This window comes from Psychrobacter aquimaris (genome assembly GCF_016107525.1).
Classification (GTDB): domain Bacteria; phylum Pseudomonadota; class Gammaproteobacteria; order Pseudomonadales; family Moraxellaceae; genus Psychrobacter; species Psychrobacter aquimaris.
The window spans coordinates 103,805-127,039 of record NZ_JABASR010000002.1; the positions used below are offsets into that span (position 1 = coordinate 103,805).

At 42.1% G+C, this 23,235-nt stretch carries 21 protein-coding genes and 1 pseudogene; 12 read left to right on the forward strand and 10 right to left on the reverse strand.

What is annotated here, in order from left to right:
• Positions 1 to 46: 46 nt before the first annotated feature.
• The 5 genes from JFC10_RS02460 (at position 47) to radA (ending at position 4,517) form a co-directional block, all read left to right on the forward strand.
• Positions 47 to 613, forward strand: a complete 567-nt coding sequence (locus tag JFC10_RS02460; RefSeq protein ID WP_193013169.1) for a KdsC family phosphatase — start codon at positions 47 to 49, stop codon at positions 611 to 613.
• A complete protein-coding gene (gene lptC / locus JFC10_RS02465) occupies positions 610 to 1,194 on the forward strand; it encodes an LPS export ABC transporter periplasmic protein LptC (RefSeq protein ID WP_198331528.1) in 585 nt (194 codons plus the stop codon). Before JFC10_RS02460 ends, lptC begins: the two co-directional genes overlap by 4 nt.
• A 90-nt stretch (positions 1,195 to 1,284) precedes the next feature.
• A complete protein-coding gene (gene lptA, locus JFC10_RS02470) occupies positions 1,285 to 1,863 on the forward strand; it encodes a lipopolysaccharide transport periplasmic protein LptA (protein WP_226914661.1) in 579 nt (192 codons plus the stop codon).
• 79 nt (positions 1,864 to 1,942) lie between these two features.
• Positions 1,943 to 2,722 (forward strand): LPS export ABC transporter ATP-binding protein, encoded by a 780-nt coding sequence (gene lptB / locus JFC10_RS02475; RefSeq protein ID WP_406947316.1) that lies wholly within the window; start codon positions 1,943 to 1,945, stop codon positions 2,720 to 2,722.
• A gap of 355 nt (positions 2,723 to 3,077) precedes the next feature.
• On the forward strand, positions 3,078 to 4,517 hold the full coding sequence (gene radA / locus JFC10_RS02480; RefSeq protein ID WP_198331529.1) for a DNA repair protein RadA: 1,440 nt from the start codon (positions 3,078 to 3,080) through the stop codon (positions 4,515 to 4,517).
• Positions 4,518 to 4,695: 178 nt separating this feature from the next.
• On the opposite strand, the pseudogene JFC10_RS15110 reads toward radA, so the two are convergent.
• Together JFC10_RS15110 and rodA are read right to left on the reverse strand one after the other, a co-directional pair.
• Positions 4,696 to 5,037: pseudogene (locus JFC10_RS15110) on the reverse strand (septal ring lytic transglycosylase RlpA family protein); the annotation flags it as partial.
• Between the two features lie 1,226 nt (positions 5,038 to 6,263).
• Positions 6,264 to 7,406, reverse strand: a complete 1,143-nt coding sequence (gene rodA, locus JFC10_RS02490; RefSeq protein WP_193013113.1) for a rod shape-determining protein RodA — start codon at positions 7,404 to 7,406, stop codon at positions 6,264 to 6,266.
• A 257-nt stretch (positions 7,407 to 7,663) separates the two neighbouring features.
• Between rodA and JFC10_RS02495 the strand changes: the two genes are divergently transcribed.
• Together JFC10_RS02495 and JFC10_RS02500 are read left to right on the forward strand one after the other, a co-directional pair.
• Positions 7,664 to 8,620: a D-Ala-D-Ala carboxypeptidase family metallohydrolase gene (locus JFC10_RS02495; RefSeq protein ID WP_198331530.1), complete on the forward strand. Its 957-nt coding sequence runs from the start codon at positions 7,664 to 7,666 to the stop codon at positions 8,618 to 8,620.
• A gap of 242 nt (positions 8,621 to 8,862) precedes the next feature.
• Positions 8,863 to 9,429 carry a hypothetical protein gene (locus JFC10_RS02500; protein WP_198331531.1) on the forward strand — a complete coding sequence of 189 codons (567 nt, stop codon included), beginning with the start codon at positions 8,863 to 8,865 and terminating at the stop codon, positions 9,427 to 9,429.
• 122 nt (positions 9,430 to 9,551) lie between these two features.
• Here JFC10_RS02500 and JFC10_RS02505 read toward each other — a convergent pair whose 3' ends face one another.
• The 3 genes from JFC10_RS02505 to JFC10_RS02515 all read right to left on the reverse strand — a co-directional run bounded on the left by JFC10_RS02505 (position 9,552) and on the right by JFC10_RS02515 (position 12,935).
• A complete protein-coding gene (locus JFC10_RS02505; RefSeq protein WP_198331532.1) occupies positions 9,552 to 11,105 on the reverse strand; it encodes a M16 family metallopeptidase in 1,554 nt (517 codons plus the stop codon).
• Positions 11,106 to 11,174: 69 nt separating this feature from the next.
• The gene (locus JFC10_RS02510; RefSeq protein ID WP_198331533.1) at positions 11,175 to 12,686 is read right to left on the reverse strand and encodes a M16 family metallopeptidase; all 1,512 of its coding nucleotides are present in this window, start codon (positions 12,684 to 12,686) and stop codon (positions 11,175 to 11,177) included.
• An 84-nt stretch (positions 12,687 to 12,770) separates the two neighbouring features.
• Positions 12,771 to 12,935 (reverse strand): hypothetical protein, encoded by a 165-nt coding sequence (locus JFC10_RS02515; RefSeq protein WP_198331534.1) that lies wholly within the window; start codon positions 12,933 to 12,935, stop codon positions 12,771 to 12,773.
• Positions 12,936 to 13,791: 856 nt separating this feature from the next.
• Between JFC10_RS02515 and ftsY the strand changes: the two genes are divergently transcribed.
• Positions 13,792 to 14,703: a signal recognition particle-docking protein FtsY gene (ftsY, locus tag JFC10_RS15115; RefSeq protein ID WP_265089977.1), complete on the forward strand. Its 912-nt coding sequence runs from the start codon at positions 13,792 to 13,794 to the stop codon at positions 14,701 to 14,703.
• A 65-nt stretch (positions 14,704 to 14,768) separates the two neighbouring features.
• Positions 14,769 to 15,341 carry a methylated-DNA--[protein]-cysteine S-methyltransferase gene (locus tag JFC10_RS02525; protein ID WP_198331536.1) on the forward strand — a complete coding sequence of 191 codons (573 nt, stop codon included), beginning with the start codon at positions 14,769 to 14,771 and terminating at the stop codon, positions 15,339 to 15,341.
• A 103-nt stretch (positions 15,342 to 15,444) separates the two neighbouring features.
• On the opposite strand, the gene JFC10_RS02530 is transcribed toward JFC10_RS02525, so the two are convergent.
• Complete coding sequence (locus tag JFC10_RS02530; RefSeq protein ID WP_193012266.1) at positions 15,445 to 16,194, reverse strand: YebC/PmpR family DNA-binding transcriptional regulator; 750 nt, start codon at positions 16,192 to 16,194, stop codon at positions 15,445 to 15,447.
• A 400-nt stretch (positions 16,195 to 16,594) separates the two neighbouring features.
• Between JFC10_RS02530 and JFC10_RS02535 the strand changes: the two genes are divergently transcribed.
• On the forward strand, positions 16,595 to 17,425 hold the full coding sequence (locus JFC10_RS02535) for an ion transporter (RefSeq protein ID WP_193012267.1): 831 nt from the start codon (positions 16,595 to 16,597) through the stop codon (positions 17,423 to 17,425).
• A gap of 48 nt (positions 17,426 to 17,473) precedes the next feature.
• Here JFC10_RS02535 and JFC10_RS02540 read toward each other — a convergent pair whose 3' ends face one another.
• Both JFC10_RS02540 and aroQ read right to left on the reverse strand, forming a co-directional pair.
• On the reverse strand, positions 17,474 to 18,775 hold the full coding sequence (locus JFC10_RS02540) for an ABC1 kinase family protein (RefSeq protein ID WP_198331537.1): 1,302 nt from the start codon (positions 18,773 to 18,775) through the stop codon (positions 17,474 to 17,476).
• Between the two features lie 138 nt (positions 18,776 to 18,913).
• On the reverse strand, positions 18,914 to 19,456 hold the full coding sequence (gene aroQ / locus JFC10_RS02545) for a type II 3-dehydroquinate dehydratase (protein ID WP_198331538.1): 543 nt from the start codon (positions 19,454 to 19,456) through the stop codon (positions 18,914 to 18,916).
• A gap of 476 nt (positions 19,457 to 19,932) precedes the next feature.
• Between aroQ and JFC10_RS02550 the strand changes: the two genes are divergently transcribed.
• Positions 19,933 to 20,148 carry a cold-shock protein gene (locus JFC10_RS02550; protein ID WP_011513806.1) on the forward strand — a complete coding sequence of 72 codons (216 nt, stop codon included), beginning with the start codon at positions 19,933 to 19,935 and terminating at the stop codon, positions 20,146 to 20,148.
• A 288-nt stretch (positions 20,149 to 20,436) separates the two neighbouring features.
• On the forward strand, positions 20,437 to 21,591 hold the full coding sequence (locus JFC10_RS02555; protein ID WP_193012270.1) for a DEAD/DEAH box helicase: 1,155 nt from the start codon (positions 20,437 to 20,439) through the stop codon (positions 21,589 to 21,591).
• Positions 21,592 to 21,741: 150 nt separating this feature from the next.
• Here the strand turns inward: JFC10_RS02555 and JFC10_RS02560 are convergent, their stop codons facing one another.
• Together JFC10_RS02560 and ccoS are read right to left on the reverse strand one after the other, a co-directional pair.
• Complete coding sequence (locus JFC10_RS02560) at positions 21,742 to 22,644, reverse strand: sulfite exporter TauE/SafE family protein (RefSeq protein WP_198331539.1); 903 nt, start codon at positions 22,642 to 22,644, stop codon at positions 21,742 to 21,744.
• 208 nt (positions 22,645 to 22,852) lie between these two features.
• Positions 22,853 to 23,152 carry a cbb3-type cytochrome oxidase assembly protein CcoS gene (ccoS, locus tag JFC10_RS02565; protein WP_193012272.1) on the reverse strand — a complete coding sequence of 100 codons (300 nt, stop codon included), beginning with the start codon at positions 23,150 to 23,152 and terminating at the stop codon, positions 22,853 to 22,855.
• Between the last annotated feature and the right edge of the window lie 83 nt (positions 23,153 to 23,235).

Genomic DNA, 23,235 nt, shown 5'->3' on the forward strand with positions numbered 1-23,235 from the left:
TTATAACAATAAAATTTAAAAAACAGCGTTAAGAAAGAGGGACATGATGCAAGACTTAATCAAAAAAGCTGGACAAGTAAAACTGTTGATAATGGACGTCGATGGTATTTTATCGAATGGTCAAATTATCTATGATGCCAATGGTATCGAGACCAAGGCTTTTTCTGTCCATGATGGCGTAGGGGTTAAGTCGTTAGCACGTTATGGTATTTTGACGGCTATTATCACAGGTCGTAGCAGTGCCATGGTGGATAAGCGCGCCGCGGAAATGGGTGTTAATCATGTGGTGCAAGGTCGTGACGATAAGCTGGTTGCTTTAAATGAGCTGCTAAGCATACTTGATCCAGCGCTCAATATCACGGCTGCCGACTGCGCTTATATGGGTGATGATTTGCCAGATATTAAAGCTATGCAAACCGTTGGATTTGCTGCAACAGTACCCAATGCACACGCCGAAGTCATCAATCGCAGTGATATGGTCACTACCCGAGCAGGTGGCACTGGCGCAGTACGTGAAATATGTGACCTCATTTTGAAAGGTCATGGACACTATCAAGACTTTATCGCGCACTATACGCTTGATGAAGTCAAAACTCAGGATAATTTGTCGTGAATACTCGTGTTTTAATAGTCCTTGCCTTGATTATCGCCGGTATTGCAGGCTGGTTTTTTCAACAACAAGGAGAGATAGCGCCACCAGTTAGTATGGAAGCGACTGATGTTGATTATGAAGCAACAGACATCAAAGCGGTACAGACTAATGAGAAAGGCGAAACCGAGTATGAGCTGACTGCCAAAACATTGACGCACAATCCAGAGACCAATTTAGATGAGATGTCAGGCATCACTATGAATTGGGAGCCATCGGCAGAGCAGCGCTATCGTATTGAAGCGGGCAGTGCTGCTATCAGTCAGCAGACGGGTGAACTCAGCTTGTCAGGGGGGTTTTCACTGGTCAGTGAAGGCAATAAAGACGCACCAGATATTGAACCGATAAAGGTGACAGGTAGTATCCTTAAGGGCAATACCAAATCAGGGCAAGTATATAGTGATGCGCCTGTTAAGGTTGAACAAGGCATGAATCGGTTTGAAGCTTCTAGCATGACCGCCAACCTTGAGACTGGTGAATATGAGTTTGGTCAAGTTGCTGTCGCTTTTACTCCAGCTGACCGCCAAGATAAAGCATTGTTTTGATCGCAATAACTCTTATTGACTATGTAATAAAAATAGCAGCTAGCATAAAGTTTGCAAATCCTACTACCCATTATAAAACGAGTGATTTTTATGACATCTAAATTTTTGCCTACTTTGCGCTCATCATTAGCACGCTTCAATCTAACATCGTGCCGCTTGCGTCAATTACATGTGCTGCCAACGGTTATACTGCTGGCACTGCCACTTTACAGTCATGCGCTGCCATCAGATGCCAATCAAGAAATCAAACTATTGGCTGACAAAGCGACCTATAGTGAGCGTACAGGCGTTACCAGCTATTCAGGTAGTGTCATTATCACTCAAGGTACGTTTAAAATGACCGCTGATAATATTACGGTTAACCTATCACAGGGTCGCAGTATCAACTCGGCAGTAGCGACCGGACGCCCTGCAACCATGCAACAGGTTGTCACACAAGAAAAAGGGCTGGCTAAAGGTCAAGCCAATAAGATTGATTATAATGCAGTCACTGGTATTGTTACTTTGACAGGTAATGCTAAGTTGGTTCAAAATGGTGCAAGTTTTGCTGGTAATGTCATTCGTTATAGCCTAAAAGCTGGTGATGTCGAAGCAACTGCTGGCGGTAATCAGCGCGTAGAGTTGGTGTTTCCGCCCAGTAGTAATGGTAGCCAAAGTAGCATCCGCTAGAAAGCTGAATGGTTGATGTAATGCTATCAACACCCCTTAGCGTATTAATGCTTGAATTCTGCAACCGTATGAGTAAGTTATGAGTGATAATAAAAATACAAACCCTTTGGCAACCAATAATAATACAGCGCCTGCCACGCGATTATCGATGCAAAATCTAGGCAAACGCTATGGTAAGCGCTGGGTTGTGAAAGATGTCTCTTTCTCCGTAGAACAAGGGCAGGTCGTTGGTTTATTAGGTCCAAATGGTGCAGGTAAGACAACCAGCTTTTATATGGTGGTAGGGTTGGTCAATATGGATAAAGGCCGTGTCACTCTAGGAAAAATGGATCTGTCTAAATATGCCATGCATGAGCGTGCGCGTGCGGGTATTGGTTACTTACCACAAGAAGCATCTATATTTCGCAAATTGTCTATCGAAGACAACATCTTGGCTATTTTAGAAACTCGTAAAGAATTGAGTAAAAGTGAGCAAAAGCAAGAGCTTGAAAAACTAATCGGTGAGTTTCATTTAGAGCATGTGCGAAAATCATTAGGCATGAGCGTATCAGGTGGTGAGCGTCGTCGCTGTGAAATTGCCCGTGCATTGGCGGCTGACCCAAAGTTTATTTTATTAGATGAGCCGTTTGCAGGCGTCGATCCTATCTCTGTTGGTGATATCAAAGACGTTATTTTGACCCTAAAAAATCGTGGTATTGGTGTTTTGATTACTGATCATAACGTCCGCGATACTTTGGCCATTTGTGAGAAAGCTTATATCGTCTCAGAAGGCGCTATTATTGCTGAGGGTACTTCTAGTGAAGTGTTAGAAAATGAATTGGTGAAAGCCGTTTATCTGGGTAAAGACTTTCAAGTGTGAATTAGGATGTGTTGAATATTCGACTTGTCTCGAACACATTTTTGCTAAATTAGCAGCGATTAGCGGCAGCTATTTGCGAGTGTTCAATACGCCCTAACATCTCAATGCATTTTTCGCGTTACTATTTAAACTGTCTGTTGGATTTATAGTTTTCATTAAGCTCTCAAGACAGCGCTTGCTACTTTTCTTATATCTAGCTATTCATCACATTTAGCCTCATTTCTTCTATAAGATCTGGTTCATCATATCGATGGCTGATTTATCTCAAAATTTATTCTCAAATTAACGCTTATAAGAGCGTCACGATATCTTATCAATTAATCTTGATTGGACACTTGAATAAGGTTCATACGTTATGGCAAAAAATAAGAGCAGTTATGTCTGTCAGCATTGCGGCGCGCATTTTGGTAAGTGGGCAGGGCAATGTACCGATTGCGGTGAATGGAATAGCTTGGTCGAAGCACCTAATGTCAGCATGCCGCATCATAATAAAAATGTTTCTAAACCAGCAGCAAATCGCTCAGCACCTCGTGAATCAGGCAGTGCACCAGCAGGAAACTATTCGGGCACGCATAGTGCGGTCATGCCACTTAATGCCGTGAGTGTAACGCTAGACACACGTTTACCAACTGGTATCAGTGAGTTTGATCGTGTACTTGGTGGCGGATTGGTTGCCGGTTCAGTCGTTTTGATCGGCGGTGATCCTGGTATCGGTAAGTCGACGATTTTGTTGCAAACTGCGACCAATATGGCACGTGCCGACTCATTGGCAGGTAGTGCATTGTATGTGACTGGTGAAGAATCATTGGCACAGGTGGCTATGCGCGCTAGACGCTTGGATTTACCGGCCGATAGATTACGCGTGCTGGCTGAAACCAATGTAGAGACTATCTGTGCAGCCCTGACTCAAGAGCAGCCCGCCATCGCTATTATTGACTCTATTCAAACCATTTATACGGATGCAATCAATTCTGCACCTGGCGGCGTCAGTCAAATTCGAGAGTCTGCGGCTATCTTGACTCGCTATGCCAAACAGACTGGTACAGCGCTATTTCTAGTGGGTCATGTAACCAAGGAAGGCACGCTCGCAGGGCCACGCGTCCTTGAACACATGGTTGATACTGTCTTATATTTTGAAGGTCAATCAGACTCACGCTTTCGGATGATTCGTGCCGTTAAAAACCGCTTTGGAGCAGTCAACGAATTAGGTATTTTTGGTATGACTGATATGGGACTGAAAGAGGTCGCCAATCCATCAGCGATATTTTTGAGCCGTTATGACAAACCTGTTGCTGGATCTGTCGTCATGGTCAGCCGCGAAGGCACACGACCCTTGTTGGTGGAGGTGCAAGCGTTAGTCGATGATTCACAAGGCTCACCTAGACGAATGGCATTAGGGTTGGATTTTCAGCGTCTGTCCATGCTGCTGGCCGTCATGCATCGTCACGGTGGTATTCACACCAGCGGACAAGATGTGTACGTCAACGTCGTCGGTGGTGTCAAGGTCATAGAGACTGGATCTGATTTAGCGGTATTGTTGGCTTGTGCCTCAAGTATTAAAGAAAAAGCATTGCCATCGTCATTGGCCGTATTTGGTGAAGTGGGATTATCGGGTGAAATCCGTCCTGTACCGAACGGTCAAGAACGTTTAAAAGAAGCGATGAAACATGGGTTTAAGCATGCCATTATTCCAAAAGCCAACGCACCTGCTAAAGATGCACCTCAGTTTAAAGGTATCAATGTGATTGCCGTTGAACGTCTTGATGATGCCATTGAAAGTGCGTTTGAATTGTAAGGTTTAATGGTTTTGATTATGGTTGTTTTATAAGTTATCTCATAAGTCATTGCTAAGGGCTATAAGTTTATTCGTAGAGCCTAATGAACACAATAAACTGGAACCACAAAAAAGCGCCTAATCACTGATGTATTAGGCGCTTTTTATGTTCTAATTCAGAGAGACTGTTTTCTCAGAATTATGGTCCTGAAACGCGCTCAATAGCAACATTACCCACACCTTTACCTGTAATACCAAGTTTTTTGGCAGCACCATAAGACAAATCTAGCACACGGTTGCCATGAAATGGGCCACGATCATTAACTTTTACCACAACGCTTTTACCATTAGTCTTATTTGTGACTTTAACATAACAGTTTAACGGTAGCGAGCGATGTGCTGCTGTTAAGCCATTCATGTCGAAGGTTTCGCCACTGGCTGTTTTACGACCATGGAATTTACGACCATACCAAGAGGCTAGACCTGTTTGTTTGAACTTACTGACTGAGTTAGAAGCTACGGCTGTCAGACGCTCTAATACATCTTCATCATTGGTCAGTTGAGTAGTGTCACTGGCTAACAGTGAGCTGCTAAGTGCCAACGAAGTCGGTTGGCGTGCTGACTTAACCAAACTTGATGCACCATCATGCTGACGGCTGAGCTCACCAAGTACACGATCGATATGGGAGGCGTTATCTTGTGAAATCATTGCAAGAGAGGTTTTTGCTTCTACAGCATTTGCATTAGTAGCAACTGCAGAGCCAGCAAATAATACTGCTGACATGGTAAGTAAACCAGATAAACGCTTATTCATAGATACCTCTATAACTTATACTTTAAAATCTAACTCTAATAGTTTTAGACTGAGAGTGGCAGTGTTAGACCAATCTAACAGCGTCACAAACTATAAAGCCACATCATCAATCTTTTTTTTCATATAATTATTGATGCTAAATAAATGGGGCTTTTATAGATTTTAAGGTATGGTAATTTTTCATTTCATTATCATAAGCGGGTCAATACAATATGACCAAAGATGCTTATGAAACGCTCAAATGATAGTTAACGATATTAGTAAAACACCCAATGTGAATACAAAGGTTGAGTGTCGAGTCCGCTATATGTGCTAATTACAAACTTTCTCACATTGCTAAATTAATAAAGGTTTTAAAAGGTATTGCGTGTGTCTTTGTTATTAAACCGTTAATTAAGTAGTGTATTTGAAAGCTTGAAATCTACAATTCGCTAACTATACGTACGAGCTACAACCAAAATATAATTAAATGCAAAGTTTATTAGTAGCTATGTACGGGTTATGTATCAAAGTACAGTAAAACGAGGTTAACGCAATTATTTGTAAAAAACAAGGATTAAAACCTATCCGTACCAATTAGCAACGAAGTGTTGTAGTAAGAAAGAACATGAGGGGTATTTGTATTTATTTCAATTAAATCAATTATTTGTATTTAATTCGAAGGTAGATATGAGGGTTTTTATGGCAAGTCATGCAACTTGCCATGAACAAATTAAATAATCGAAATGATTAAAAAATCTTTATTTCTGGTTGGTTATTATTTATTTAAGATCATTGTTTAAATGCATGAGGGCCTTAATTTACTGGTTTATTCCATTCAAGGCTTTCGATAGGATGTATTTTTTCGATTCCAAACGTTAGCTTCAAATATTGTCCAAACACTAATCGCATCAATATAAATAGTATCAACATAAAATCTAAATTTTCATTAAAAAGTTGTTGGTAACTGTAATTTAACTGGGCTTATGAGTGTGAATGGACATAAGTAGTCCAAATCCAGCCATTAACGTCACTACTGCTGTACCACCATAGCTAATGAAGGGCAGAGGAACCCCAACGACGGGTAAAATACCACCAACCATACCCACATTAACGAACACATAAACAAAGAAAGACATGGCAATAGCCCCCGCTAGTAATCGACTATAAACATCCGGATGGGTGAAAGCAATGTATAAGGCACGTAGGAGCAAACAGGAATAAATGAACATCAATAAAATCACACCCAACAAGCCAAACTCTTCTGAAAAAGCCGCGATAATAAAATCAGTATGACCTTCTGGTAAGAAATGTAAGTGCGACTGCGTGCCCTCTAAATAACCCTTACCAGTAAGACCACCCGCACCGATGGCAGTTTTTGACTGGATAATATTCCACCCAGCCCCTTGTACATCGGCTTCAGGATTAAGCAGTGTTAAGACACGTGTACGCTGATAATCATGTAATAGGAAATTCCAAGCAATCGCAATAAGCGGTATCGCTAATATGGCGGCAGCTGAAATCAACCGCCAAGATAGCCCTGCCAAAAAAAGCACAAAGATACCACTCGCTGCTACCAAGAGTGACGTCCCAAGATCAGGCTCTTTCGCAATTAATAACACAGGAACGATGATTAAGGCCAAGGTGATAGCGATGCTTGATAGAGAGGGTGGTAGGTCACGTTTGGATAAAAACCAAGCGCACATCATTGGCATCCCAAGCTTCATAAACTCTGATGGTTGCACACTGCCAAACCCTGGTAAGTTAATCCAGCGCTGAGCACCCATACGTACCTCACCGATGATATCGACTAACACCAATAGAATTAATCCCAGTAAATAAAATATGGGTGTAAAAGTGCGATAAAGGCTAGGCGGTATCTGTGCCATGATAAACATAACCGTAAAGGCAACACCATAGCTGACCATTTGACGTAATACCATGCCGACATCTTGGCCAGCAGCACTATATAAAATAGTCAAACCAATGCAGCAAACCGTCAGTAAGAGGAGGGTCAACCATGGATCGATATGTATACGCTGCCATAACGTCGGTGCATGGCCTTGGCCTAAATGATGGCTCTGACGTGAAAAACGGTATTGCGGATTAGAAGACATAGGCAAAGTGTGTCTGGCAATTGAGGTAAGAGGGAAGTTTCAAATCAGAACCATGCTTTAAAGTAATTGTACGATATCTTTACTAGTAAAATATCGTGGACAAAGTAACACATAAGAAATAAAGTCACATAATTATAAAAATTATAAGGATAAGTGTTAATTACGAATAACACGCCTCTGATTGAAGGCGATAGTTTAGCTTGCTTGCTGAAAATTTGATAGTATCGATAAAACGTTTTTAGCGGTAGATTTTTGCAATGACTAATACAAAAAAACATCCCTATAGGCAGATTCACAAGCCTATTATTGCACTACTCGTGTGTGCCAGTAGCTTCTCTGTTCATGCCGCTATTATAAGTGACAATAGTGAGCGCCGTATCCAAGTACGTCATGGTAGTAGTGCGGATAGTAGCAGTAATGCTTACATCAGACCTTCTTCAAATACCACAAGCCATAATCCTGGCGTTACCATGCTGAGTGGCGATAGCATGCAGGGCTTGATAGCCGAAAAGCAGCGTGATTTTGAGTTCGATGCCAGTCTGTCTATTGAAGAAAATAAGCGCATGAATATCAATCGGCGCGCGCCTGCTTATAACACAACTTACAGTAATAACAGCTACAGCACGGCGAACAATACTTACAATAGCAATTATAATGATTCTATTAGTATGGATTTTAACGCATGGTTGAATAGCAATAGCTACCGTGCTAGGCAAGTGGCAGACTATCAACGCTACCTAAATTCACGAGTGGGCGCACAAAATGTACCGCCTATGTCGCAATTACTCACGACAGCACGAAGCTGGAGCAAATGTGGCTACGAGCCTTATCAGCTGCCACCGCAGGAGTTATGGGCAAATATTGTCCCGACATTACGTTTGTATGGTGAGTTAAAGCATCAAGGCATTCTACCCATCAGTAGTGAAATACGCTCGGTATATCGGAGTCCTGGTCTTAACGACTGTGCAGGCGGTGCCGATAGTAGCAAGCATATGAATGCCAGTGCTATCGATATATGGGTACCAGAGTATGAAGATAACTTATGGCAGCTTAGTACTATGCAAGATGGCTTATGTCAGTTTTGGCAATATCAGGGGCAACCCCATAATTTTGGTTTAGGCCTATATGCTACGGGTGCTATACATTTAGACACGGATGGTTATCGTAAATGGGGCTTTAATCACGCCAGTAGCTCATCTTCGTGCCGCTATTAAGTCATCCATAAGCTATCGAAAAATCAAATAAATATGAGCCAGAGGTAATAAAATTAGATTAAAAGGGCTATAATAATACTTATAAAAGGCAGCGCTAAATGATGAACAGTTTAGAATCATAATAGGGTCTATATTGTATAAACCAGATACGGTATCAAGCTCGCTTAGCCTGGAATTAAAAAGCTATGTTTAATGATTATTTGGTTTATGAAGTTATATAGCGTTTATTATAAGTAGGATTTATGAAAAAGCGGTATTCAGCAACAGTAAAAACGTATCAGTTTGATAAGCCAAAAAAAGCGTTTTTGCAATCAAATAACATGTATGTGGCTTTATTTGGTTTAGTTTTTCTGTTTCTTTTATTGATCAGTGCCTGTAGTCCAGAAACGTTTTCTGAAGAAAGCTCTTTAATTACAGAGGATTCCCCTACTGATCCTGACAGAAACTTACAGGATATTGAAGACAGTATCAGAAATTCCTATGCTCAGCTGGCTTCACAGCGCTCAGATATCTGTCCAAAACTTATACAAGAAGAAGTGGGCAGTGAGGTCGTTGAGCGTACTGCAGAAGTGATGGTGAATAACCATTGTGATTATTTCTTATATCCACGAAGTGGGCAGCACATCTCGGTTAGCATTAACAGCAGTCAAATTGAAGCCCTCTTAATAGTGCCAGCGCTGCATAACTTTGCCAATGGTGATTATCAAGTAGACTCTTATGACAAGCACGTGATTCGATTGACCTATAATGGTGCAACTTATAAACCTGAAAATTTTATGTACGACGTGGCAGTGACTGTTTCTGGTTAAGTGCCTTATTTTCTAGGATGGATAACTTAGTATCGACTTTTAGGAGCATTCATAAATAGTGTCATTGTATAAAAAAATACTGGGTAATACTAAATAGTGTTGCCCAGTATTTTTTTGTATGGCTATTTATTGGTCTTTTTATCTTTCCAAGGATCCTCTTGTCCAACGGTAACGATCAAGAAATCATCAGGCTTAAGGGTATCTCGCATGGTTTGATTGACTTCTGATAGCTGTACTTGGTCGATACGTTTGACATAATCAGTCAGATAATTATTCGGTAATTGATAAAAATTCATCATTCCAAGTAAGCCATTAATTCCCGCATTGCTCGCAAAACTCATTGGAAAGCTGTTTTTAAGATTGTCCGTCGTTAAGCGCATCTCAGTGTTGGTAACACCTTTTTCTAAGGTGTCGTTGATGACTGCTAAGCTGGCATCGATAGCCGCACGAGCCTTATCATTACGCGTTGAAAAACCAATTTGGTACGGTCCTCGTGCTAGCATGGGATTCATAGAGCCTGATATGCCATAAGTGTAGCCCAAGTTTTGTCTAACCTCAGTCATGAGTCGAGCATTAAAATCACCGCCTGCAAGTATCTCATTACCAACTGCAAAGTTGGTTTGCTTTTGCTGAGACTGGGCATCGGTGGCGCGCTTATCTCCCAATTGTCCCATGAGTACGGTGGTTTGAGTGCTTGGGAAGGGAATATGAATGTGCTTGGCTTGGCTCAGTGGTTTGGGTTCAGGCAGTTCAGTTGCGGGCTGACCTTTCGGTAATTTGCCAGTGATATCTTCAGCAAGTTTTTTTGCTTGCTCTAAGGTTAGATTACCAGTGATGGCAACAGAGGCATTTGCTGCGACCAAGTAGCGGTTTTTGAAATCTATCAGTTGTTGCTTTTCGATAGTAGGGACGCTTTCAAGCGTACCCGCTGATGGATGGGCGTAAGGATGATCCCCATACAATGCTTCGTTAAATGCGATGCTAGCAAGGCTGTTGGGATCTTGTTTTTGCTGCTGCAAGCCCACCAATAATCGTGCTTTATTGCGTGCTAGGATGTTTTCATCAAAAGCGGGCTCGCTGAGCATTTGAGTCATTAAATCAATGGCTGGAAGTAAATGTTTGTCATCAGATAAGCTACGTAGCGAGACAATAAACATGTCTTTATAGGCACTGCTGTTTAGGTCAATGCCCAAGGTTTCAACAGCTCGAGTAAATTCATTTTCGTCTAAGCGTTTAGAGCCTTGCGTCAGCATAGTAGCGGTCATGTTAGCAATACCAAATCCTGTGCTACTAATACTACCATCACGGGCGCTACCAGCGTTAAAGCGCAAATCGATATCGACAATTGGTAAGGCTGTCGTCTGTACAAAACGTACGGGTACACCTGCTTTGGTTTTGAACTGCTGAATCGTTGGGACAGTAACTTTTAACGGTTTGTCATCGTCAAGGCTGGTTAGCTTTGATAATGCGGCAATCGGTGCGCTCGTATCCACTGCCGTAGAGTCACGATATTCTTCAGCACTGGTTGTATCTGCTTGTGCTGCCATCGTCAATGTTGTTAGACCTAACAAGATACCAACACTAAGATGTGACAGTTTTTGCATGGTTGGCATTGCTAATGGTATTAAGTTGAACGCTTTTTTTCTCTTTTGCAACAAATCACTATTCTGAGTCATGGTTTTCTTCTTATAAATAAGGTCTTTATGATTGGCGCTTGTATCGAATAAAGAGCTAACAGGACACTATTATTTCTCTGTCGCTGCTTGGTCTTTAGGCGGGATGATATGCATCACTGTTAAATTTTCCTTTACCAAATACTTTTTGCTAGCAGCTTGTATGTCAGCAATCGTCACGCTATCGAGTTTGGCGGGCAATTCGGCAAGCAGCGTATCGTCAAGACCGATAGACTGTAATGAGCCAATCATCCGCGCCTGACCCTCCATACTGTCTTGCGCATAGACGAGCCCTGTGACCGTATTGGTTTTGGCACGCTCAATTTCATCGGCGGTAATGGGATCGGTTTTAAGCTTTTCTATTTCAGCAATGATGGCTTGTTGTGCTTGTTCTAAGCTGACACCTTCACGTGGTGTTGCTTGTATTAAAAACAGCCCATCGCCACGATCTAGCAAGTCATATGAAGTACCTACGGTGGTAAGCAGACCTTGTTCGCGTATCAATCGACTCTCAAGTCGCGCAGATAGACCACCATCTAATACATCCTGAGCCAGTGAGAGCGCATAAGCTTGTTTTTCATTGCCTGTCCCTGCTGTCACAAGGCTCGGGACATTATAACCCATTAATAACACTGGCACTTGTACGGCTTGCTCGGAGTCGACTTGCTGATAGCCACGAAAGCCTTTTTGACTGACGGCAGGACGTTTAGGTAGGTCACTTGGGGGTAGCTCACCAAAGTAACGTTTGACTTGAGCCAGCACTTCTTGCGGCTTAACGTCGCCAACGACGACTAACGTTGCATTGTTTGGTGCGTACCATGTCTTATACCAATCTTTTAAATCTGTAAGGGTAATGGATTCAAGCTCATCCATCGGACCAATGACGGATTCGCCTTTTGGACTGTCGGGCAAGGCTAGCAAACGAAATGACTCGTAAGCCTTGGCAAGTGGATTGTCATCAGTGCGTTGGCGGCGCTCTTCCATGACCACTTGGTGCTCTTTGACAAACTCCTGCTCATTAAACAATAGGTTTTTCATGCGATCTGCTTCTAGCTCTAGCGCCAAAGGCAAGCGGTTGGCAGGGAATAGCTCGTAATAGCCTGTATAGTCGTAGCTGGTAAACGCATTATTGACGCCGCCGAATTTAGCAATCAAGCGCTCATAGTCGTCGCTCGAAACATCAGTAGTGCCTTTAAACATCATATGTTCGAGCAAATGCGAGATACCGCCTTTATCCAGCGGCTCATCAGCTGACCCGACCCGATACCAGATTTGGGTCATTACCACAGGTGCGCGATGGTCTTCTTTTACAACTACCTTTAGACCGTTTTCTAACTGATATTCATGTCGACCTGACATATCCATGGTCAATGCTGATGATGGCTGAATATCTTGAATTGCTTTACTTGGACCTACCTCATCTTTACCCAAAGTATTTTGAGTCACTGGATTCTGAACAGTTGACAATGCGTTAGCGCTGATAGTATTGGTTTGGCAAGCAGCAAGAGTCGTTGCTATTGCTAAGGCGCAGGCAAGACGTAGAGAGGCGGTATGTAGGGGCGACGATGATAAAGGCAGTGGCATGGTATGTTCTACTTATATAAAATGGCAACTTGTAAATTGATAAGTGGCTAGGTCACTTTCAATACGAGCGATAGATAGCAGGTTTTATAAAGATTTATGTGCACCAACCATCACACTGGCCGTTGGTTTAAATTCTTGGGTGGTGTTACAGCCTGTCGTGGATAGTACCAGTGTTGCTACTAGTAAAGCTGCGCTGATGTTGATTGCTTTTTTACCGTACGTTTTGCCAGTGTTAGATAGTGATGGCATAGATAATTCCTAAAAATGATGATTGAGTAAGCGATAGTGAAATAATTAGTAAGTTTTGGAATAAGGCTTGTTCTACAATAAACTTTGGTAGAGTAGGCGAAGTTTAGCATGTGTAAGGTCAGATTTTTGTTTCCAAATCTTAAGCGAAACTTTCTAAATGGATGGTATGGCTTGCTAGATTTGCAAAAATTGACGATAGGCTATGATGGTAAGGTCTGAGCGCAACTCGAATTATGATAAACTACGCTAAAAATTGTCTGTCGTGACCCATGGCAAAAACATGACGACATACCAACCCATTTAAAATAATCAAATAACTGATCGTGATAACTTTTAGGGCAAGCTTATGAATAACTCCAATAATAGCAGTCGTGTGATCATTAATCTCGATGGCGATCTTGATGAATTAGATGACGATGATATTACCTTACCTAGTCTGCCTTCTCAATCTGTGCCCATTATCGATGAGAAAGAAGATGCAGGCTCTATCCAAACGCCCAATGATAAAAGCATCGAAGATCAGCAAAAAGACAGCACGATAAACAAAGATGTCTCAAGCGCTGATGCAGCACAAAATATTGCCTTGGGTGCGCCGATTGTGAGGACAGAAGAGCAAAGTACGTCTAAAAATGCATCTGAAAGCTTTATAAGCGCTTCATCAGCTGATAATGATAATAAAAATATTGATACTAAGCTTAGCACTATTTCTACTGCCCCAACCATGCCGTTACAGGATCAGCTAGGGGATAGCCCAAATGTCAGTCCTGCAAGTAGTGCGGTACAAGCGACCACTCAGCCAGAAGTCGAATCCACAGAGCTGCAAGAAAACAAGAAAAAAGGCAGCTGGTTTAACCGCATGAAAACGGGACTGAGTAAGTCGCGTAAAAATCTTGCCGAAGGTATGGTCAGTATTTTGATCGGTGGCAAAGAGATTGATGATGAGCTATTGGAAGAAGTTGAAGATCAGCTATTGGTCGCCGATATCGGTGTCAACGCGACCAATCGTATTATCAAAAGTCTCACCGAGCAGACAGACCGTGGTGATCTGATTTATGCGCATTCATTATACAAAGCATTACAAACTGAACTGGTTGATATCTTAACGCCGAAAGTCGCACCGTTAATTATTGATACCAGCAAAAAACCTTTTGTGATTTTAGTCGTGGGCGTCAATGGTGTGGGCAAAACTACAACGATTGGTAAACTTGCCAAGCATCTACAAGGTGAAGGCAAATCCGTCATGCTCGCAGCTGGTGATACATTCCGTGCCGCTGCTACCGAACAGCTGCAAATCTGGGGTGAGCGTAATAACATTCCAGTCGTGGCGCAGGGTCACGGCTCTGATAGTGCTTCTGTCATCTTTGATGCCATGCAGTCCGCTAAAGCAAAAAATATCGATGTATTAATCGCTGATACTGCTGGACGCTTGCAGAATAAAACCCACCTAATGGCTGAGCTTGAAAAAGTGGTGCGCGTCATGCGTAAAGCCGATCCAAGCGCACCGCACGAAGGTATGATTGTCCTCGATGCTGGCACGGGTCAAAATGCAATTAATCAAGTTGAATTGTTTAATAAAGTCGTACCGTTAACCGGTATTACTATTACTAAGTTAGATGGCACTGCAAAAGGTGGTGTGGTCTTTAATATTGCCGAAACCACAGATGTGCCTATTCGTTATATTGGTGTTGGCGAGTCGATTGATGATTTACGTGCCTTTAGTCCAAAACAATTTGTCGCTGCCTTGTTTGAGACTGATGATAAAGAGTAGCGCTCGATAGGTCATTTTAGTCGATGAATGAGTTTTGAAAACCGCATACTTTGAAAGGAAGCATCATGATAGTCACTGAAGTAGCTTTTGGAGCACACCAGTTAACGTTAATTGCGAGTGTCAATGAGCATAGCAGCCCTAAACTGGTGGAAGTTAATTGGCTGCTAGCAGGTGACTCTTGGCATAGCTCAAAAGCTATTCCTAAACTTAAGAAACACTATGGGCTTGTCGATCAAAGTTTTACGTTCATCAATAACGATAGCCTAAGCAAAAACGAGCCTGCTCAAGCGCTACTGATAGAGACTATTGCGCAATTAACAGCGTATTTTAAGGGTGAGCGTCAGGTATTCGATTTGCCAATTGATATAAGCTTAGGAACCAAGTTTCAGCAACGAGTTTGGCAAGCATTACAAAATATTGGTTATGGCGAAACAATCAGCTATGCGACACTGGCACAAAATGTGGATAATCCCAAAGGGTTTCGCGCGGTGGCCAATGCCAACAGTAAAAACCCTTTTAGCGTCATTGTTCCCTGTCATCGAGTCATTGCTAGCGATGGTAGGCTGGGTGGCTATACAGGTGGACTTGATAAGAAAATATACTTGTTAGCACTTGAAGGCGTCACTTGCAAAACTTAGTTTGAAAAAAATGCTCGTCAGATATTGCTAAACAAAAAAGGCCAAACATTTTAAACGTTTGGCCTTTTGTATGATTGACACATAAATGGTTGCGGGATAAATACTATTGCTCAAGCTGTGTCATTACGTCAGCAGAAAAGTTCACATTGCTATAAACTTCTTGCACGTCATCGATGTCTTCTAGCATATCAATCATTTTCATGACTTTTTCAGCGTCTTCCACATTGTCTATTTCCGCAACAGTGGATGGTGACATGGTGACTTCAGCATTGTCAGAGACCAGACCTGCAGCATTAAGTGCATCTTTGACTTGACCGAAACTTTCCCATTCGGTGATAACCAGCAGGCTGTCACCATCATTCTCGATATCAAGCGCGCCAGCATCTAGTGCGATCAACATGACTTCGTCTTCTAAACTTGTATCATTAAAAGTGATTTCGCCGCGTTTAGTAAATAGATAAGCCACTGAGCCTGAAGTGCCAAGATTGCCTTCATTTTTAGTAAAAGCATGACGCACTTCACTGACCGTACGGTTAAGGTTGTCAGTCATGGTTTCGACTAACACTGCGACGCCGCCGACACCATAGCCTTCATAGCTGACTTCGTCCATATTATCATTGTCATCACCGCCTGTACCACGAGCAACTGCTCGATTGATGGTATCTCGTGTCATATTGACTGACAGTGCTTTTTCAATGACAGCACGTAAGCGTGGGTTTTTGTCAGGGTCGGGATCACCTTGCTTGGCAGCAGAAACAATTTCACGAATAATCTTAGTAAATATTTTGCCTTTTACCGCATCCTGACGGGCTTTACGGTGTTTAATATTTGCCCATTTTGAATGGCCTGCCATATAACATCCTTAAGTTTTGCGTATTATTTATTGTGCTTAAAAAATATTTAATAACAATCTTTCATTCTAGAATGTGTCATTAATGAGAGTGTTTATACATCTCAAGACTTTACAATCTGCATGATGACACACACTAGGTTCGCGTATTTTTATGGTATAGATTGCCTTATCTATTTAAAGTAACAGAGCTACCGACACGTTAACGATTTGTATGTTGTTGAGAGTGCTTTTTTGCTACACTGTGGCAACTTATAGATTGTATTCACTGTGATACGTGAACAATATTATAAACCAGTTTTATGTATTTTGACTAACTTGGCCTTATCCAGCGTATTTTAAATCATTGGTTGTCATCAAGCCATCGGTTTTATAGCGCTACTGACTCGATACTACTGACTCTATGAAGCAACCAACCGCTGAAGCCATTACCCATCTGCGTAACCGCATTCATATCATTATTGAAGGCACAGATACCCGTTTGGGTAAAATCTTTGATATTGTATTACTGATTGCAATTTTGACCAGTGTGGCTGTGGTCATGCTCGACAGTGTGTTATACATGCGCCTGCAATATGGCACTATATTCTTCTATGCTGAATGGTTTTTTACCATTTTATTCACGATAGAATATGCTCTTAGGTGGTTTTCAGCACCCAACCGCTTTCGTTACGTTTTTAGTTTCTATGGGGTAGTCGATTTATTGTCTGTGCTGCCAAGTTACTTGAGCCTCATGTTTGTGGGTGTACAGTATCTATTAGTGATACGGGTTTTGCGTATTTTACGCGTGTTTCGTGTACTCAAACTCAAAGCCTATATGCAACAAGCGGGGTTTTTGGCCTCAGCGCTTAAAACCAGTCAGCAAAAAATCACGGTATTCTTTTTGTCGCTGGTATTATTGGTCACGATTTTTGGCTCGATTATCTACGTGGTAGAGGGGCCAGAGAATGGTTTTACCAGTATTCCGCTGTCTATCTATTGGGCAATCGTCACCATGACCACAGTTGGCTATGGTGATATGTCACCGAAAACACCGCTCGGTCAAGCCATTGCGAGCATGGTCATGATTACGGGTTATTCGATTATTGCAGTGCCAACGGGTATTTTTACCTCGGAGTTGGCGCGTAATATGCGCCCTCAACTCAATCCTGTAACTTGTCCTAATTGTGGCAAATTTGGTCATGCTGTCGCAGCAGAATTCTGTGATCGTTGTGGGCACGCTTTGCATATCTAGCAGTTTTGACGCGTTGTCTACTTTCGTCAATATCTATATTTTATATTACTATACATCGATGTATTCACTAACGAGTGGTGATAAGTCAATTTCAACCCCAAGGTTGACCAAATTCCAGTACTGCCCTGATACCGTGCGATCTAGCATCATGGTCGTTGCAGAAGGCTGGAATTGCCCAAAGTATTTCAACGACGTCCGCATGTGCGCAATGGCTTCGTGATGCACCTGACTTTGACCAAAATCAAAAGCGCCTTCTTGATAAGGTTGAATGGACAGAGGCTTTAGGCCAATAGATAGCCATTTCTCATAAAACTCTCCGGGGATGTTTTTATCGTCATCACGGCGAATATCAAGAGCGATGAGGTCTTGCTCAAGTGCAGTCACATCCCCTTTAATGGCATGCTTGGCAAAACGGCGGAATAATTGAACTTCGCTGTCACTATAGCTACGAATACCACCGAAGTCATAAGCCACCACACTGCCATCTTTGCGAAAGGCGAAGTTACCGGGATGTGGGTCGCAGTGCATACGGTATAAGCCAAAAAGTTGTCCTGCGGTAAAGTGGAACAGGCGCTTGGCTATGTCTTGTTTGATGTCGTTGTCCCAAGTCGCCGCGATGGTTAGCGTTTCTCCCATCTCTTCTGTTAATGTCAAAATCCGTTTAGAAGAGTGGCTGCTAATGACCTTAGGGATAATAAGACCTTCGTCTTCTGCATGAAATGCGCCAAACACTCGTAAGTTATGCGCTTCTTTAATATAGTCCAACTCATCATGTAAGCTTTGGCGAATCTCGTTGAAGAGCTGTTCCTGCAACTGTTTGCTCATATTGAGCACACCCGCGATTTTTAGTGCCATTCGCACTTGTTTGAGGTCGCTATCACAGTTCTCATCGACATCAGGGTATTGAACCTTGACCACCACTTTTTGACCCGATAGCAAAACGGCTTTATGCACTTGGCCGATGGAAGCAGCAGCAAACGGTGTCTCTTCAAATTCGCTAAATAATTCTGCCACAGGTGCTTTAAGCTCGCGTTCGATTTGTGCACGTATCTGCGCATACGGCATGGGCGGCGCATCTTTTTGCAGCTTTTCTAATGCTGTCGCCACTTCAGGTGGGAACACGTCTTTGTATTGAGAGGCAATTTGCCCGACTTTCATCACCGCGCCTTTCATTTCACCCAATGTTTCGGCTATCTGGACACCCACATCTTGCATCAGCTCTGAGCGTGCTTGCAAACGTTTTTCTTCGTCACTTGAGAGGTGCTTAAATGAGTTTTTAGCTGCTTTTCCGGCAATACTTGCTGTCATGCCAGCCAATTTCATAAAGCGCTTTCCAGACGATTTTGCCATTCATATCACCATATAGTGGGTTGTTTGCTCAGCCGTAATTTTAGTGTTTTAGTCAAACAATTGCTGTTTAACTCGTGTGCTATTGATAATACATTGATAAAACGCTGTTATACAATTGATTATTTTCGGTTATCAAAATTAGTATGAGTCGCTGATTGTGACAGAGTAGAGGTTATCAAGCCAATAGGACAATGCCATTTGATAACCCAAATGCCCCAAACCACAAATAACACCGACGGCGACGTCGCTTAGATAAGAATGATGGCGAAAAGGCTCGCGCGCATGCACATTGGATAAGTGTACCTCGATAAATGGTTTTTGTGTGGCCAAGAGCGCATCACGTAATGCAACTGAGGTATGAGTAAAGGCTGCAGGATTAACAATAATGGCATCTACTTGCGCAGTTTTATCCGCTAAGAGTCCATGATGTTGGATGTCATCTATCAGTTTGCCTTCATGATTGGATTGTATGCATATTAATTCAATGCCATGCTGAGCTGCACGTTTAATCAGACGTTCTTCGATATCTGCTAGTGTCGTATGACCATAAATCTCAGGTTCGCGCTTACCCAATAAATTCAAATTAGCCCCATTAACCAGCAACAACTTATGAGTGAGTGTTTGATCGGCATTTTGTTTAGAAGGCTTGACGGTTGGTATAGATTGAGAAGAAGAGGTCATAATGGTCTCTATAACGATGAAGCGAGGTTGATGGTTTATTATTTGTTATAAGGTTTAAGTATTATACAAGTATGAAATTGCGCTGTTTAATCAAACCTTTCTCTTTATGATAACAGCTTGATGGCGAGGTTATAAAAAAATTACATGAAAAATAAAGCTAAAGACAAAAAATCATGTTAAAAGTCTTTATGTTGCTAAAAACCCGTGCTATGATATTTTTTATGCAATAATTATTGCAAGTTTGTTGCTACTGTCGAAGCAGCTTATGACGAAGTAGCGTAGTAAGCAAGATAGTCGTCATTTTTGTAAGTAGTGGCTGTCTCGGTACATACCGCTATTTGCTATAGATGCGATATGTAGGTGATAGTAGTTAGGGTAGTACTTTTAAGTTTTTGATTTCATCATCTTAGATCCCGTTTATATGCAATGTTGCAAAGGAATTTGGGGCTAAGCGGACTTTTTTAGGAAGCAATATTATGTCAGCTCGTGAGCAAGGTATCGTTAAGTGGTTTAATGACTCAAAAGGCTTTGGTTTCATTCAACGTGACAGCGGAGAAGATATTTTTGTCCATTTCCGCGCGATTCAAGGTGATGGCTATCGTTCTTTAAAAGATGGCGAAAAAGTTGAATTCAGTGTGGTAGAAGGTGATAAAGGCCTTCAAGCTGAAGAAGTTAGAAAAGTAGAAGAGTAATCTATCCAGTCATTAGAGCGGTTTAGCTATAATGTCTGTAGACACTACTGATATACTACTGAGTCAAGCCCGTTTTATCTTACCCATGTTGAGTCAAAACCAGCATGTTTGGTAGGATCAGGCGTTAGGCTTGGCTTTTTTATGCCCATATCTCAGTCAGCTGTACATAGAGTTAATATTGCTGTTGCTTAATCTAGATAGCGATATAACGGTTTATTATGAGCCTATTTATCATAAGTCTACTTATCATTAGTAATGAACAAGCGATTAATTTAAAAGGATATTTTTTTGAGTAATTTCACCACGTTTACTGATTTGCCACTTTCAGCACCGACCTTACGTGCCGTAAGTGATCTAGGTTTTACTGCATTGACGCCTATCCAAGCACAAATACTACCGCATACGTTGGCAAATCAGGATGCTATTGGACAGGCACAAACGGGTACTGGCAAGACAGCAACCTTTCTACTGACTATTATGGAAGCTTTGCTTAAACGTCCTTTTACCAATGATGAAGAGCGTTATTTGGGTGAGCCACGTGCTGTTGTCATGGCGCCCACTCGTGAGCTTGCTCAGCAAATATTTGACGATTGCATTGCTCTAACCAAATACACCTCGCTACACAGTGTTTGTATCATGGGTGGCACCAATTATGAAACCCAACAGCATGAGCTTGAGCGTCAATACGTTGATATTTTGGTCGCAACTCCTGGGCGTTTGATTGATCTTGCCAATAAAGGCATGGTTTATTTAGATCGAGTGGAAGTACTGGTATTAGATGAAGCGGATCGCATGCTGGATATGGGTTTTATTCCTGACATCAAGCGTTTGGTAGGTCGGATGCCAGCCAATACAGACCGTCAAAGCTTATTGTTCTCTGCTACCTTTAACCAAGATGTGATGAATTTGGCCTATCGTTGGTTACATGAACCGCAGTTTGTTGAAATCGAGCCGGAACACAAAACCAGCGAATTGGTTGATCAGCACTTTTACTTACTGACAGAAGATCAAAAGTTAGAAGCGTTGCAGCGTATTATCAGTGACGAGGCAGTGGATAAAGTTATTGTCTTTGCCAATCGTAAAGACCAAGTCAAGCGTCTCTATCATAAGCTGCGTCAAGCGCATAAAATTGTGATGTTGTCAGGCGATGTCATTCAGCAAAAGCGTGAAAAGTATTTACAGCGTTTTAAGGATGGTCATGCTTCTATCTTGGTGGCAACCGATGTCGCAGGGCGCGGCATCCATGTCGATGATATCAGTCATGTAGTCAATTATACTTTGCCTGACCAGCCAGATGATTACGTGCATCGTATCGGTCGTACGGGTCGTGCTGGACAAACAGGCATCAGCATTAGTTTTGTGAGTGAAGATGATGCTTTTAATATACCAGCGCTAGAGAAGCATTTAGATACTAAGTTTATGCTTGAGCAGTGGCAAGAGTAGTGATTTCTAAGCCATTAGTGCTGCTATAGTACGCCGCTGACGAAATGATAAAAGCCCTAAACGTCATGATTGATGTTAAGGGCTTTTTTATGTGGTAGGTTTTGATGTTAAATGATTTTATATTTTAACAGTATTTATTATCGATAATTTTTATTGAGTTTGTTCCATTATTTCAGAATGCTCATGGTGATTCATATTGATCGTGCCATCACTCATATCATGCATACTATGATCCATACCTTGGTGAGAGGTGCTGTCATCAGCTGGCATCATATTATGACTGTTGTGATCCATATTTGTATCCATCGGCATATTCATTATTTGTGAATCGCTCATTTGCATATGATCGCCTTGCATATTCGACATATCATGCCCACCATGCATACTAGACATTGCTATAGGTACGAACACAACGGCTAAACCAGATAAAACCATGACAGCGCCATTAAGCTGTCTCAAGCGAAAACGACCAATCTTGTCACGTAACCAGCCAACGGTCTCGTGCGTGGCGACCAGCATCGGTACGGTTCCTAAGCCAAACACAAACATGAGTGCGGCACCGCTGAGCGGGTTGTGAGCGACGACTGCAATGAGTAATGCACCATAAACCAGTCCGCAAGGCAAAAATCCCCAAAGCAGCCCAGCAGTTAATGCTCGCGGAAAGGTGTTGAGTGGAAATACTTTTTGACGAAGTGGGCTGAGATATTGCCAAAAACGCATACCAAAACGCTCAAGATTTTTTAAAAATGGTGCGCCCAGCATGGTCACGCCGACGAATACTAACACCAAGCCTAGTAAGATACGCGGCGTACTATTACCTTTCATTAAGGGTTCTAGTACAGTGGTGCCAATCAGTCCTGCCATCAAACCCAAAAAGGCGTAACTGGTCAAACGACCTATATGGTAAGTGGCCACAAGAGCACGGCGTTTGGCGGGGCTGACGTCTTTCATCGATAGCCCAAATGCTGTCACCAGACCGCCACACATGCCTAAGCAATGCGGCGAACCAAAAAATCCCATCAGTAATGCCGCAATAAGTAAGGCGGTGGTCATGGGGCGATTCTCCTAAAAAATGAAAGGTGTACCTACTTATATAGTCGGTATTGAATCAACACTTAGTAGTAAGTAATACAGATAGTTAAAGCCTTTATAAATGGTTACGGCGTTCACCTCGCTCAATGCACCAATTCGTACTATTTGCGCTCAGTTGCCATATATTTATACTTTTAATAGCTTCTACTATAGATAAGGTAGATCAAGGCTAGATTTTTGGATGTTTATCAAGGTCAGACTGAGTTACTGACTTTATATCATCAGGATGGATCGCCTTATCATCAGCGATTATATCAGTCGCTGTGGTAGCGTCATTTTGCGAAACAGGCATTGAGTGTTCATGAGCCTGTATGGTTTGCCGACGCTCTTGGCGATCATCCAATATGATGCGCTGTGATGCATTGTCCAAATCTTCAAACTGGTTTGATTTGACAGCATAACGCACCGCCCAAATGGCAACCACAAACAGCATGAGACTTAATGGAATTAACAAAAATATACTGAGCATGGTAACTCTCTTAAATAGCATTTTCTTTTATTATTATACACTCATCACAAGTGTAGTGGATGATCAGTAGTGATTTGGTTGAG

Excerpts from the sequence above, each read along its gene's own strand:
- JFC10_RS02540 (WP_198331537.1), bottom strand. The coding sequence starts at position 18,775 with ATGGCAAAATCGTCTGGAAAGCGCTTTATGAAATTGGCTGGCATGACA.
- lptA (WP_226914661.1), top strand. The coding sequence starts at position 1,285 with ATGACATCTAAATTTTTGCCTACTTTGCGCTCATCATTAGCACGCTTC.
- ftsY (WP_265089977.1), top strand. The coding sequence starts at position 13,792 with ATGAAAACGGGACTGAGTAAGTCGCGTAAAAATCTTGCCGAAGGTATG.
- JFC10_RS02510 (WP_198331533.1), bottom strand. The coding sequence starts at position 12,686 with ATGCCACTGCCTTTATCATCGTCGCCCCTACATACCGCCTCTCTACGT.
- ccoS (WP_193012272.1), bottom strand. The coding sequence starts at position 23,152 with ATGCTCAGTATATTTTTGTTAATTCCATTAAGTCTCATGCTGTTTGTG.
- rodA (WP_193013113.1), bottom strand. The coding sequence starts at position 7,406 with ATGTCTTCTAATCCGCAATACCGTTTTTCACGTCAGAGCCATCATTTA.
- JFC10_RS02500 (WP_198331531.1), top strand. The coding sequence starts at position 8,863 with ATGAAAAAGCGGTATTCAGCAACAGTAAAAACGTATCAGTTTGATAAG.
- JFC10_RS02530 (WP_193012266.1), bottom strand. The coding sequence starts at position 16,194 with ATGGCAGGCCATTCAAAATGGGCAAATATTAAACACCGTAAAGCCCGT.
- JFC10_RS02535 (WP_193012267.1), top strand. The coding sequence starts at position 16,595 with ATGAAGCAACCAACCGCTGAAGCCATTACCCATCTGCGTAACCGCATT.
- aroQ (WP_198331538.1), bottom strand. The coding sequence starts at position 19,456 with ATGACCTCTTCTTCTCAATCTATACCAACCGTCAAGCCTTCTAAACAA.
- JFC10_RS02495 (WP_198331530.1), top strand. The coding sequence starts at position 7,664 with ATGACTAATACAAAAAAACATCCCTATAGGCAGATTCACAAGCCTATT.
- JFC10_RS02525 (WP_198331536.1), top strand. The coding sequence starts at position 14,769 with ATGATAGTCACTGAAGTAGCTTTTGGAGCACACCAGTTAACGTTAATT.
- JFC10_RS02560 (WP_198331539.1), bottom strand. The coding sequence starts at position 22,644 with ATGACCACCGCCTTACTTATTGCGGCATTACTGATGGGATTTTTTGGT.
- JFC10_RS02460 (WP_193013169.1), top strand. The coding sequence starts at position 47 with ATGCAAGACTTAATCAAAAAAGCTGGACAAGTAAAACTGTTGATAATG.
- JFC10_RS02550 (WP_011513806.1), top strand. The coding sequence starts at position 19,933 with ATGTCAGCTCGTGAGCAAGGTATCGTTAAGTGGTTTAATGACTCAAAA.
- JFC10_RS02515 (WP_198331534.1), bottom strand. The coding sequence starts at position 12,935 with ATGCCATCACTATCTAACACTGGCAAAACGTACGGTAAAAAAGCAATC.
- radA (WP_198331529.1), top strand. The coding sequence starts at position 3,078 with ATGGCAAAAAATAAGAGCAGTTATGTCTGTCAGCATTGCGGCGCGCAT.
- lptB (WP_406947316.1), top strand. The coding sequence starts at position 1,943 with ATGAGTGATAATAAAAATACAAACCCTTTGGCAACCAATAATAATACA.
- JFC10_RS02505 (WP_198331532.1), bottom strand. The coding sequence starts at position 11,105 with ATGACTCAGAATAGTGATTTGTTGCAAAAGAGAAAAAAAGCGTTCAAC.